At 73.1% G+C, this 12,034-nt stretch carries 10 protein-coding genes; 7 read left to right on the forward strand and 3 right to left on the reverse strand.

Features of this window, described 5'->3' with window-relative positions; translation table 11 throughout:
• Window positions 1-3: 3 nt before the first annotated feature.
• The 3 genes from IO36_RS29855 to IO36_RS29865 are packed head-to-tail and all read left to right on the forward strand — an operon-like array spanning window position 4 to window position 2,902.
• Window positions 4-1,569: a 4-coumarate--CoA ligase family protein gene (locus IO36_RS29855; protein WP_037624251.1), complete on the forward strand. Its 1,566-nt coding sequence runs from the start codon at window positions 4-6 to the stop codon at window positions 1,567-1,569.
• A complete protein-coding gene (locus IO36_RS29860; protein ID WP_037624252.1) occupies window positions 1,566-2,300 on the forward strand; it encodes an enoyl-CoA hydratase family protein in 735 nt (244 codons plus the stop codon). Before IO36_RS29855 ends, IO36_RS29860 begins: the two co-directional genes overlap by 4 nt.
• A complete protein-coding gene (locus IO36_RS29865) occupies window positions 2,288-2,902 on the forward strand; it encodes a TetR/AcrR family transcriptional regulator (protein ID WP_037624253.1) in 615 nt (204 codons plus the stop codon). The genes IO36_RS29860 and IO36_RS29865 overlap by 13 nt, the downstream gene beginning before the upstream one ends.
• Window positions 2,903-2,966: 64 nt before the next feature.
• Here the strand turns inward: IO36_RS29865 and pdxH are convergent, their stop codons facing one another.
• The gene (gene pdxH / locus IO36_RS29870; RefSeq protein WP_051901057.1) at window positions 2,967-3,605 is read right to left on the reverse strand and encodes a pyridoxamine 5'-phosphate oxidase; all 639 of its coding nucleotides are present in this window, start codon (window positions 3,603-3,605) and stop codon (window positions 2,967-2,969) included.
• 451 nt (window positions 3,606-4,056) lie between these two features.
• Here pdxH and IO36_RS29875 point away from each other — a divergent pair, with 451 nt between their 5' ends.
• Window positions 4,057-5,157: a citrate synthase 2 gene (locus IO36_RS29875; protein WP_037624254.1), complete on the forward strand. Its 1,101-nt coding sequence runs from the start codon at window positions 4,057-4,059 to the stop codon at window positions 5,155-5,157.
• 21 nt (window positions 5,158-5,178) lie between these two features.
• On the opposite strand, the gene IO36_RS29880 is transcribed toward IO36_RS29875, so the two are convergent.
• Window positions 5,179-6,231, reverse strand: coding sequence for an isopenicillin N synthase family dioxygenase (locus IO36_RS29880; RefSeq protein ID WP_037624255.1), 1,053 nt, complete (start codon window positions 6,229-6,231; stop codon window positions 5,179-5,181).
• Window positions 6,232-7,041: 810 nt separating this feature from the next.
• Between IO36_RS29880 and IO36_RS29885 the strand changes: the two genes are divergently transcribed.
• Window positions 7,042-8,433 carry a PAS domain-containing protein gene (locus tag IO36_RS29885; RefSeq protein WP_037624256.1) on the forward strand — a complete coding sequence of 464 codons (1,392 nt, stop codon included), beginning with the start codon at window positions 7,042-7,044 and terminating at the stop codon, window positions 8,431-8,433.
• A 79-nt stretch (window positions 8,434-8,512) separates the two neighbouring features.
• Here IO36_RS29885 and IO36_RS29890 read toward each other — a convergent pair whose 3' ends face one another.
• Window positions 8,513-9,268 carry an SIS domain-containing protein gene (locus IO36_RS29890; protein ID WP_037624257.1) on the reverse strand — a complete coding sequence of 252 codons (756 nt, stop codon included), beginning with the start codon at window positions 9,266-9,268 and terminating at the stop codon, window positions 8,513-8,515.
• Window positions 9,269-9,584: 316 nt separating this feature from the next.
• On the opposite strand from IO36_RS29890, the gene IO36_RS29895 reads away from it, so the two are divergent.
• Together IO36_RS29895 and IO36_RS29900 are read left to right on the forward strand one after the other, a co-directional pair.
• Complete coding sequence (locus IO36_RS29895) at window positions 9,585-10,277, forward strand: iron-dependent transcriptional repressor DtxR (protein WP_037624259.1); 693 nt, start codon at window positions 9,585-9,587, stop codon at window positions 10,275-10,277.
• 859 nt (window positions 10,278-11,136) lie between these two features.
• Complete coding sequence (locus IO36_RS29900; RefSeq protein WP_037624260.1) at window positions 11,137-12,003, forward strand: alpha/beta fold hydrolase; 867 nt, start codon at window positions 11,137-11,139, stop codon at window positions 12,001-12,003.
• Window positions 12,004-12,034: the final 31 nt, after the last annotated feature.

The following is a 12,034-nucleotide window of genomic DNA, read 5'->3' on the forward strand; positions in this document are numbered from 1 at the left end:
ACCGTGTTCCGCAGCGAGTACGCAGATGTCCCGGCCGTCGAGGAGCCCATCCACGACGCCGTCCTCGGTCACGCCGCCGAGCGGGGCGAGGCCCCCGCGCTCGTCGACGGCGTCGACGGCACCACGCTCACCTACGCGCAGGTCGACCAGTTCCACCGGAGGGTGGCCGCCGCGCTCGCCGAGGCGGGACTGGGCAAGGGTGACGTGCTCGCCCTGCACAGCCCCAACACCATCGCGTTCCCGGTCGTGTTCTACGGGGCCACCCGGGCGGGTGCGTCGGTCACGACCGTGCACCCGCTCGCCACCGCGGAGGAGTTCGCCAAGCAGCTGCGGGACTCCTCGGCCCGCTGGATCGTGACGGTCTCGCCGCTGCTGGAGACGGCCCGGCAGGCCGCCGAACTCGCGGGCGGGATACGGGAGATCCTCGTCTGCGACCAGGCGGAGGGCCACCGCTCCCTGCTCGACCTGCTCGGCAGCACCGCGCCCGAACCGGAGGTCGCCATCGACCCGGTGGAGGACGTGGCGGCGCTCCCGTACTCCTCGGGCACCACGGGCGTCCCCAAGGGCGTGATGCTCACCCACCGGTCCATAGCGACCAACCTCGCCCAGCTCTCGCCCGCCATGCCGATGGGCCCGGACGACCGCATCCTCGCCGTCCTGCCCTTCTTCCACATCTACGGGCTCACCGCCCTGATGAACGCGCTGCTGCGGCAGGGCGCCACCGTGGTCGTGCTGCCCCGCTTCGACCTCGACACCTTCCTGCGCGCCATCCAGGAGCACCGCATCACCGGCCTGTACGTGGCACCGCCGATCGTCCTCGCGCTCGCCAAGCACCCGGCCGTCGCGGAGTACGACCTGTCGTCCCTGAAGTACATCGTCTCCGCCGCGGCCCCGCTGGACGCCGCCCTCGCCGCCGCCTGCTCGGCCCGGCTCGGGCTGCCGCCGGTCGGCCAGGCCTACGGCATGACGGAACTGTCGCCCGGCACGCACGTCGTCCCGCTGGACGCCGAGAACCCGCCCCCGGGCACCGTCGGCAAACTCGTCGCCGGCACCGAGATGCGCATCGTCTCCCTCGACGACCCGGACAAGGACGTCGCCGTAGGGGAGCGCGGCGAGATCGTCGTCAGGGGACCCCAGGTCATGAAGGGATATCTGGGCCGGCCCGACGCGACCGCCGCGATGATCGACCCGGACGGCTGGCTGCACACCGGGGACGTCGGCCATGTCGACGCGGACGGCTGGCTGTTCGTCGTGGACCGCGTCAAGGAACTCATCAAGTACAAGGGCTTCCAGGTCGCCCCCGCCGAACTGGAGGCCCTGCTGCTCACCCACCCCGGCATCGCCGACGCCGCCGTCATCGGGGCCTACAACGAGGACAACAACGAGGTCCCGCACGCATTCGTGGTGCGCCAGCCCTCGGCCGCCGGCCTGTCCGCGAACGAGGTCATGCTGTACGTCGCCGAGCACGTCGCCCCGTACAAGCGCGTCCGCATCGTCACCTTCATCGACGCCGTCCCGAGGGCCGTCTCCGGGAAGATCCTGCGCCGCGAACTGCGAGGCCTGTCATGACCGTCGTCCGCACCGCCCACGAGCGGGGCGTCACCACCCTCACCCTGGACTCGCCGGACACCCGCAACGCCCTGTCGGCCGTCCTCGTCGGCGAGCTCACCGACGCGCTCACCCGCTGCGGCAAGGACGGCGACGTACGCGCCGTCGTCCTGACCCACACCGGGAACACCTTCTGCGCCGGCGCCGACCTGCGCGACCCGCCGCCGCCGGAGGCCTTCGTCGGTCTGCTCCGGAAGATCGTCGAGCTGGGCAGGCCCGTCGTGGCCCGGGTGGACGGGCACGTCCGCGCGGGCGGCCTCGGACTGCTCGGGGCCTGTGACATCGCGGCGGCGGGGGCGGCGGCGAGCTTCGCCTTCACCGAGGTGCGCATCGGGGTCGCCCCCGCCGTGATCTCGCTCCCGCTGCTGCCCCGCGCCGACCCCCGCGCCCTCGCCCGCTACTACCTCACCGGCGAGCGCTTCGACGCCGCCGAGGCGGTCCGTACCGGGCTCCTCACGGCGGCCGGGGACGACGTGGACGCCGTCCTCGCGCCCGTCCTGGACGGGCTGCGCAGATCGGCGCCCGAAGCCCTCGCCGAGACGAAGGCGCTGCTCACGGCTAAGGTGCTTCAGACCTTCGACCGGGACGCGGCGGACCTGACCGCGCTCTCGGCCCGGCTGTTCTCCTCCCCGCAGGCCCGCGAGGGGATGACGGCCTTCCTCGAACGACGGGATCCCGCATGGGTGGTGTGAGCGCGACGGACCACACACGGACTCCGCACGTCCCCAAACAGGACCGCAGCCGGGCCACCCGGCAGCGGCTCCTGGCCGCCGCCGTGGCCTGCCTCGCCGAACACGGCTGGGCGGGCTCCACGGTGCTGGTCGTCGCGGAGCGCGCCGGTGTGTCCCGGGGCGCCGCCCAGCACCACTTCCCCACCCGCGAGGACCTCTTCACGGCGGCCGTCGAGTACGTCGCCGAGGAACGCTCCACCGCCCTGCGGGACCTGTTCCCCGACGGCCCCGCCGACCGGCAGGCCGTCGTCGCCGCCCTCGTCGGCCTCTACACCGGGCCGCTGTTCCGCGCCGCCCTGCACCTGTGGGTCGCGGCCTCGAACGAGGACCAGCTCCGGGCCCGGGTGACCGAGCTCGAGGCCCGCGTCGGCCGCGAGAGCCACCGCATCGCCGTGGACCTGCTGGGCGCGGACGAGTCCCGGCCCGGGGTGCGCGAGACCGTCCAGGGGCTGCTCGACATGGCGCGCGGCCTCGGCCTCGCGAACCTGCTCACGGACGACACCGCGCGCCGTGAGCGGGTCGTGGCGCAGTGGGGGACGATCGTGGAGGAGACGCTCGGCTGAGCGACGGGCGCGGCCCCCGTCCGGGGGCTGAGCCGCCGGGTTCCGGCGGCCGGGCCGCGTGGTCTCAGGGGCTGAGCCGCTCCAGGCGCCAGCCGCCGTCGGGCTCGGCCACGTACCGGAGCCGGTCGTGCAGACGGTTCTCGCGGCCCTGCCAGAACTCGACCGTCTGCGGGGCGACCCGGAATCCGCCCCAGTGCGGCGGCACCGGCACCTGCTCGCCCTCCGGGTAGCGGGCGCTCAGCTCCGCGTACAGGGCGTCGAGGCCCTCGCGCGAGTCGATGACCTCGGACTGCCTGCTCGCCCAGGCGCCCAGCTGCGAGCCGTGCGGGCGGGTGCGGAAGTAGGCGGCGGTCTCGTCCCGGCCCGTGCGCCGCGCCGTCCCGGTCACGATGACCTGCCGGGCCAGCGGGTGCCAGGGGAAGAGCAGCGAGATGTACGGGTTGCGGGCCAGCTCCAGGGCCTTGCGCGACGTGTAGTTGGTGTAGAAGACGAAGCCCTGGTCGTCGTACTGCTTGAGCAGCACCGTGCGCGAGCTGGGCCGGCCCTCGGCGTCCGCCGTGGAGACGACCATCGCGTTCGGCTCGTGCACGAAGCCGTGCACCGCGGCCTGAGCGGCCTGCTTGAACCAGCGGGAGAACTGCTCCATGGGGTGGTCCGCGGCGTCGCCCTCGTCGAGACCCTCGGCGCGGTAGTGCGCCCGCATGGAGGCGGGGTCGTCGGCGATCTCCTCGTGCGCGGCCTCGGCGGCCTCGGCCGCGGCCTGGATGAGGGGCTCTTTCGTGGATTCGTCCGGGAAACGATCGTTCACGCGGTCATCCTGCCGTATCGGGTTCGCTTCCGGGGCGGGTGCGCGGGCAGGTGTGCTTCGTCACGCGATGGCACTCAGTGCCGCGTACTCTCCCTAAAGATGGCACTCGAAGATATCGTGCTGATGCCGTTCCGGTTGGAGGACCAGCCGTACGGGGCATCACCGGGGTGACCGCTTTCGGACCGCGAGTCGGCGGGGACCGACCGAAGAACTTTCGGGAGTCTTCGCGGATGACCGTGGATCCGGCAGGCGAAGCGCCTCACCGTCGACCGCCGCCCCCACAGAGGCACCGGTCACCTCGACCCCGACAACACCATCCGTCGTTCACATCACGAGGAGCCGCCTGATGTCCGACTTCGTACCCGGACTCGAAGGAGTCGTCGCGTTCGAGACGGAGATCGCCGAACCCGATAAGGAGGGCGGCGCTCTTCGGTACCGGGGCGTCGACATCGAGGATCTCGTCGGCCATGTCTCCTTCGGCAACGTCTGGGGACTCCTCGTCGACGGCGCCTTCAACCCCGGCCTGCCGCCCGCCGAGCCGTTCCCGATCCCCGTCCACTCCGGTGACATCCGTGTCGACGTGCAGTCCGCGCTCGCCATGCTCGCGCCCGTCTGGGGCCTCAAGCCCCTCCTGGACATCGACGCGGAGCAGGCCCGCGAGGACCTCGCCCGCGCCGCCGTCATGGCCCTGTCGTACGTCGCCCAGTCGGCCCGCGGCCAGGGCCTGCCCATGGTCCCGCAGAACGAGATCGACAAGGCCCACTCCATCGTCGAGCGGTTCATGATCCGCTGGCGCGGCGAGCCCGACCCCAAGCACGTCGCCGCCGTGGACGCCTACTGGACCTCGGCCGCCGAGCACGGCATGAACGCCTCCACCTTCACCGCCCGGGTGATCGCCTCGACCGGCGCGGACGTCGCGGCGGCGCTCTCCGGAGCCGTCGGCGCGATGTCGGGCCCGCTCCACGGCGGCGCCCCCTCCCGCGTCCTCGGCATGATCGAGGAGATCGAGCGGACCGGGGACGCCGAGGCGTACGTGCGCCAGGCCCTCGACAACGGCGAGCGGCTGATGGGCTTCGGCCACCGCGTGTACCGAGCCGAGGACCCGCGCGCGCGGGTGCTGCGCCGCACCGCGCGCGAGCTGGGCGCCCCCCGCTTCGAGGTCGCCGAGGCCCTGGAGAAGGCCGCCCTCGCCGAGCTCCACGCCCGCCGCCCGGACCGTGTCCTCGCGACGAACGTCGAGTTCTGGGCGGCCATCGTCCTGGACTTCGCCGAGGTCCCGGCGCACATGTTCACGTCCATGTTCACGTGCGCCCGTACCGCGGGCTGGTCGGCGCACATCCTGGAGCAGAAGCGCACCGGCCGGCTGGTGCGTCCCTCCGCGCGCTACGTGGGCCCCGGCACCCGGGGCGTCGGGGAGATCCCGGGGTTCGAGGACATCGCCCACTGACGCCCGCCAGGGCCGCCGCCGTCACGCGGGAGCGAGCAGCTCCGCGTGGTGGCGGGCGGCGCCCAGCGGGTGCGCCCGCAGCTTGCCCTTGAGCTCGTTGAAGCCGTACTCGGCGAACAGCGGGTTCGACGGGTCGGCGGTGACGCCGGGCGCGCCGGACGCGTGCGGGAAGGGCAGCGGCTCGATGCGGGCGTCGAGGCGCGGGTTGTAGAAGAACGGCACCGAGAACCGCTCGGTGGCGCCCGCCGGGCTCACCACCCGGTGGTTGGTCGCCACGAGGTACCCGTTCGTGGCGACCTCCAGGAGCTCGCCCAGGTTGACCACGAAGGCGCCCGGCAGCGGCGGCACGTCGTGGAAGCGGCCGTCCTCGCGCTCCACCTGGAGACCACCGATCCGGTCCTGGAGCAGCAGCGTCAGGAAGCCGTAGTCCTTGTGCGCCCCCACGCCCTGTCCGGCGCCGTCGTCGGAGCTTCCCGGATAGCGCACGAGCTTCAGATGCGGATGCGCGTGCTCGCCGAAGACCTGGTCGTAGAAGCCGGCGGGAGCCCCGATGGCCGTGAGCAGTTCGCGCAGCAGCCGGGCCGCGACCTCGCTCAGCAGCTCCATCCAGGTCAGCGCGGCGGTCCGCAGCTCGGGCAGCGCGGCCGGCCACTGGTTCGGGCCCTGGAGCCACCAGTACGCGGGCTCGCCCGGGCGCGGCGGACGTGCGGGGCGCTCGGCGCCTATGTCGAGCTGGTCGCGCCAGTCCCGGCTGCCGCCGGTGCGTTCATCACCCGTTCGGGTGTATCCGCGGAAGTGCGGTGAGCCGGTGTTGTCCAGGGCCAGCCGGTCGGCCTCGGGAAGTGCGAAGAACCGGTGCATGGCCCGCAGCAGGGCGGCGGTCTCGGCCTCGGTGACTCCGTGCCCGACGAGCTGGAAGAAGCCCACGTCGTGGGCGGCGCCGTGGAGCTGCGCGTGCAGCAGCGCCCGGTCCCGGGGACCGCGGTCGGCCGCCGAGAGGTCGATGATCGGGAGCTGACGGTACGAGGGGAGCTGCCCGTTCGGGGCAGGCGTGGAAGACGTGTTCGTCGTCATGGGATGCGTCCGCGGGGTGTACGGGTACCCGGACGGCCGCCAGGGGTGGGGCGGGGTCCACGGGTGCCGGGTGAAGGAAGGGGGCGGTGCGAGAGGGCCGGGTCAGGCGGAGCGCCGACAGCCCATGCTCGTGACGCGCAGGAAATCCACGTGGCGGCGTCGGACGAGCATCGGAAGCATGGCCACAGCGTACTGCGGCCTTCGCGATAGCCCTGTGACCCGGGTCACTCCGGGGTCTTCCGTCCGGGCGGAGGGGGAGTGGCCGGGGCGGAGCGGTCCGCCGGGCGCGGGGGCCGGTGAACGCAGACGACCCGTGAGCTCGGGTCCCTCTGCCTTGCGGCGACGGGGCCGGCCGGACGCACCGGCGAGCTCACGGGTCGGGTGACTGCGTTGGATTGGGCCGGCTGCATGCGCTTCGCGCATGCCGGTCCGGCGCCGAACCGAGTTCGACAACGGGCCGTCAGCCCGCAGCCACCTCGTATGTCCGGGTTTCCGTCATGAGCCGAACCACCTCCTCTCCTACGTGGGGAGAACTCTAGGAGCACCTCCCGCGGGCCTCAACCGATTTATCGCGAGGCGCCCTGAAGGGGCCCTGAAGGGGCCCTGAAGGGGCCTGGAGCGGGCCCGGAACAGACACGGAACGGGCCCGGAGCAGGGGTTCCCGGGGCGCGTGGTGCGGAAATCCGGAGTGCAGGGATTTCCCTCGTTCTTCGGGGAACGAGGTGTGGGCTGGGTCACGTTCGAGTTGAATGGTGACGACTGAGTGAACTGTCGCGTCGTGCACACGGACGCAGCCTGCAGGGGGTCCAGGTGAGTGCTTCCCGGCGTAGTGGGACCACCGACGAGCTCGGGCCCGGCGAGCCCGGGCGGGACGGCTCGGATCTGCTGGCCGCGCTCCTGGACGGCATGGACGCGGCCCTGTGCGCCTTCGACGCCGACGGCGTCCTCACCCACTGGAACCGCGAGGCCGAGCGCATCCTCGGGTGGACCGCCGCCGAGGCCGTGGGGCGGCGCGGATTCGCCGGCTGGGCCGTGCGCACCGCGGACGCCGAGGAGGTCGAGGGCCGGCTCATGTCCGCCATGGAGGCCCCCGGCCGCCAGGTGCACGAGTTCGCGCTGCTCACCAAGGAGGGCGGCCGGGTGCTCGTGCGCACCCAGTCCGCCGCCGTGCGCGGCCCGGACGGCAAGCCCGCCGGGGTGTACTGCGCCTTCAGCGAGGTGCACACGCAGATCGACCTCGAACGGTCCATCGCGCTGAGCGAGGCGCTCTTCCAGGACGCCGGCTGGGGCGTGGTGCTCGTCGACGCCGACCTGCGGCCCGCCGTGGTCAACACGCACGCCGCCCAGGCCTTCGGGACGACGCCCGGCTCCGTCCTCGGCCGGCCGCTGGGCGACCTGCTCTGGACGGGCGTCGAGGAGCTGGAGAGCGCCCTCACCCACGTCCTGTCCGAAGGCGCGCCGCCGGCCCCCGCGGACATGTGGGTGGGCGTGCGCGCGCCGGACGGCGACCGGCGGCGGTGCTGGCTCAGCGGCTTCGTGCGGCTCGCCTCGCCGCTCTCCGAGGAACCCGTGCCGCTCGGCGTCGGCTGGCTCTTCCAGGACGTGACGGAGGCCAAGACGACCGAGCAGGAGGCGGCGATGCTGCGCTTCCGCGCCAACCAGCTCCACCGCGCCGCGCGCGCCGCCGCCGAGTGCGAGAACCCGGGCGAGGCCGCCGCCGTCCACCTCGACTTCGCCCTCGCGGGCTTCGCCGACCACGCCCTGGTCGACCGGGTGGCCCGGACCGGATCGACGGACGAGCAGGCGCCGCTGCGGCTCGTGCGGACGGTCGCCACCCCCACCGGGGCGCCCGGACCGAGCCACCTCACCGGCAGGGCCGGACTGCCGCTGCGCTACGCGGAGGGCCACCCGGCGCTCCAGTGCGTGGAACGCGCCGGTTCGGTACGGGCCGACGCGGCCGCCGCCGACCCCGAGCAGGCGCGCGAGTGGGCCCTGGCCCGCCAGTGGCCCCGGGACTCCGTGCACGCCCTGTGCGCCGTGCTGCGCAGCCGCGGGCGGACGCTGGGCGTCGTCACCTTCCTGCGCGCCGCGGGCCGCAGCCGGTTCGAGCGCACGGACGCGATGTACGCGGAGGACGTGGCCGTACGCATCGCGATGGCCCTGGACCTGGAGGAGCTGGAGGAGCTCGCGAAGAAGCCCTGAGGCGGCTCCCCTGCCGGGACGCCGACCGGAGAGCCCCGGGAGGGCGCGCCGGTCCCGGCGCCGGTAGGGCACGCCGGTCTCAGCGCCGGTAGAAGATCCGGTCCCCGTACTCCGTCATGACCCGGCCGTTCCACTCGTGGCCGCCGTCCACGTTGCCCGAGCGGAGCAGCGGCGGTTCGATGCCGCGGTCCGCGAGGGCGCCCGCCGCGGTGGCCATGACGGCCTGGAGGAGGGCCGAGGTGACGACCGTCGAGGCGGGGGCGAAGGGGGCCTCGATGGAGTCCAGGGTGAGCTCCGCGTCGCCGATCGGGATGCGCGAGTCCAGGACGACGTCGCAGTGGTCCTTGAGGTAGGTGCCCGACACGTGCCGCGAGGTCGTCTCGTCGGCGTAGGCGACGGAGGTGACGCCGATGACCTTCACCCCCAGGGCGCGGGCGCTCATGGCCATCTCCACCGGGAGCGCGTTGCGCCCGGAGAGCGAGATGATCACCAGCAGGTCGCCGGAGCGCAGCGGGCTGCAGTCGAGGACCGCGCTCGCCAGACCGTCGACCCGCTCCAGGGCGGAGCCGAGCGTCGCGGGCATGACGTCGACGCCCACGACCCCGGGCACGGTGAGCAGGTTCATCAGGGCGAGGCCGCCCGCGCGGTAGACGATGTCCTGGGCCGCGAGCGAGGAGTGCCCGGCGCCGAAGGCGAAGAGCCGGCCGCCCTCGACCACGGTGTCGGCGATCAGGTTCCCGGCCGCCTCGATCTCCCCGGAGTCCTCGTCCCGCACCCGCCGCAGCAGGCCGATCGCGGCGTCGAAGAACTGCCCGGCCAGCTTGCTGTCGCTCATCGGCGAAGCCCCTTAGAAGTCTCGTCGGCGTGCACATCCCGTGGTGTCGCGGATCACGTTGCGGTCTGGACCACTGCCCTGTCAATACGGCTTCCCGGGACGCTCCGGGGGCGCCGGCAGGGTGTGGGCGGGGCGCGGGCCGGGGCGCGCGGAGGGCGGACGGGCGCCGTGTCCGCCGGGATCGCGGGGAGATCGACGGCAAGGGGTTCGACCGGCGAGGCACGGTTGTCAGTGCTATGCGTCAGAATTGAGTCCAGGGCCAGCGCACACGCCGGTGGGCCATCGAGTCTCCGGCAGAGCTAATCGAGGGGCACGAATGTCCGGACTGATCGACACCACGGAGATGTATCTCCGCACCATCCTCGAGCTGGAGGAGGAAGGCGTCGTCCCCATGCGCGCCCGGATCGCGGAGCGGCTCGACCAGAGCGGCCCGACGGTGAGCCAGACGGTGGCGCGGATGGAGCGCGACGGTCTGGTGGCGGTGGCGAGCGACCGGCATCTGGAGCTCACGGACGAGGGGCGCCGGCTGGCCACGCGCGTGATGCGCAAGCACCGGCTCGCCGAGTGTCTGCTCGTCGACGTCATCGGCCTGGAGTGGGAGCAGGTGCACGCCGAGGCCTGCCGCTGGGAGCACGTGATGAGCGAGGCGGTGGAGCGGCGGGTGCTGGAGCTGCTGCGCCACCCGACCGAGTCGCCGTACGGGAACCCGATCCCGGGCCTGGAGGAGCTGGGCGAGAAGGACGGCGCGGACCCGTTCCTGGACGAGGGCATGGTGTCCCTGTCCGAGCTGGACCCGGGTCTGGACGGCAAGACCGTGGTCGTCCGCCGGATCGGCGAGCCGATCCAGACGGACGCCCAGCTGATGTACACGCTGCGGCGGGCGGGCGTGCAGCCCGGTTCCGTGGTCAGCGTGACCGAGTCGGCCGGCGGGGTCCTCGTCGGCAGCGGCGGCGAGGCCGCGGAGCTGGAGGCGGACGTTGCCTCTCATGTGTTCGTGGCCAAGCGCTGACCGGGCCCACGGGCCCGTCTTCCGCCGTACCGCCGGTGGCGGCGCGGCGATGTCCGGACGGCCGGCCACCGGGCTCCCGGTGTCCGGACCCCCGGCCTCCGCACGTCCGGTGATCGAGCCTCCGGTATCCGGTCCTCCGGTATTTCCGGTTCCGGATCCCGGCCTGTCGTCCGTCCGCGCTTCCGGTACCCGCGAGGGGCAGCTTCCGGGCGCCGGCCGAGGGGCCGGCACCCGCTGACCTCCTCGTCGGCGTCCGGGAGCACGCCGGACACCGTCGGACCCACCCGTCCGGAACCGCCGACGGCCTGTCAACTGCTGTGACTGCAGGGGCAGTTGTGATGTCTTCGCGACCTTCCGCAATCCAAGATTCAGTGTGCCGAATCGCAGCGCCGGGACCGTTTGCGTGCGAGGCTGTCGCGTGAGGCATATGACCTGAGGGCTCTTGACCGTGTCCGAGAGCGATGGTGCACGGTCGGGGAGGGGCGTGAGGATGTGCCGCAGATGCGGAGAGGGCCCCGGCGCCTTCCGGCGCCGGGGCCTGTCCTCCCCTGTGCTGACCCGGAGCCCCGAGCTCCCAGGGTCATTCCCTTCGGACCGTTTTCCCCGAGCGGTCCGCCTCCCGCTGAAGATCTCCCCCGGGCGACGGCGGTCAATCCTGGTGGGCGGTCACTCGAACGAGGGGTGTTGCGGCCGGAAAGGCCATCTTCGAAACCCCATTCGATAACGTGACGATGTGGCGGGAGGACGCGACGGGCACCGACCGGTGCGGCGGTGACAGCGGCAGGAAGCGGTACGGGTGGACCGGCCGGGAAGAGTGGGAGCGGCCCGGTCCGAGCGAGCTAGGGGGGTGCCATTACCGATGGTGCGGCGCATCGACGTGACGGGGGCGGGCGGTGTACGCCTCGCTGCCTGGGAGTACGCCGATCCCCCCGAGAACGGCCGGCCGAGGGCGTCCGAGGCGCCCGGGGTGCTGTTATTGCACGGCCTCATGGGCCGCGCCTCGCACTGGGACTCCACCGCCCGCTGGCTCTCCGAGCGGCACCGCGCCGTCGCCCTCGACCAGCGCGGTCACGGCCAAAGCGACAAGGCCCCGGAGGCCGAGTACACCCGTGAGGCCTACGTCGAGGACGCGGAGGCCGCCCTCGACCAGCTGGGTCTCGGACCGGCCGTCGTCGTCGGCCACGCGATGGGCGCACTGACCGGCTGGCAGCTCGCCGCCAAGCGCCCCGATCTCGTCCGCGCCCTGATCATCTGCGACATGCGCGCCTCGGCGCTCGGCGCCGCCTCCCAGCGTGAGTGGGAGGACTGGTTCAAGGCCTGGCCCGTCCCCTTCGCCACCCTCGCCGACGCCCGCGAGTGGTTCGGCGAGGACGACCCCTGGGTGGAGCGCCGCAACCCCTCCCGCGGAGAGTTCTACGCCGAGGTCATGCACGAAACCCCCGACGGCTGGCGGCCCGTCTTCGAACCGGAGCAGATGCTCAAGTCCCGCCAGACCTGGGTGTACGACGCCCACTGGGAGGAGCTCGCCCAGGTGAGGTGCCCCGCCCTGGTCGTCCGCGGCCTGGACGGCGAGCTCGGCCGGGCGGAGTCCCAGGAGATGGTCCGCGTCCTGCCCCGCGGGCAGTACGCCGAGGTCGCCGACGCCGGCCACCTCGTGCACTACGACCGCCCCGAGGCCTGGCGCGCCGCGATCGAGCCCTTCCTGGACGGCGTCCTCACGAGCTAGGACCGTTCGCGCTCCGCTCGCCCGGGGACCG

The sequence above is a fragment of the Streptomyces aureus genome (genome assembly GCF_000725495.1).
GTDB lineage: Bacteria > Actinomycetota > Actinomycetes > Streptomycetales > Streptomycetaceae > Streptomyces > Streptomyces aureus_B.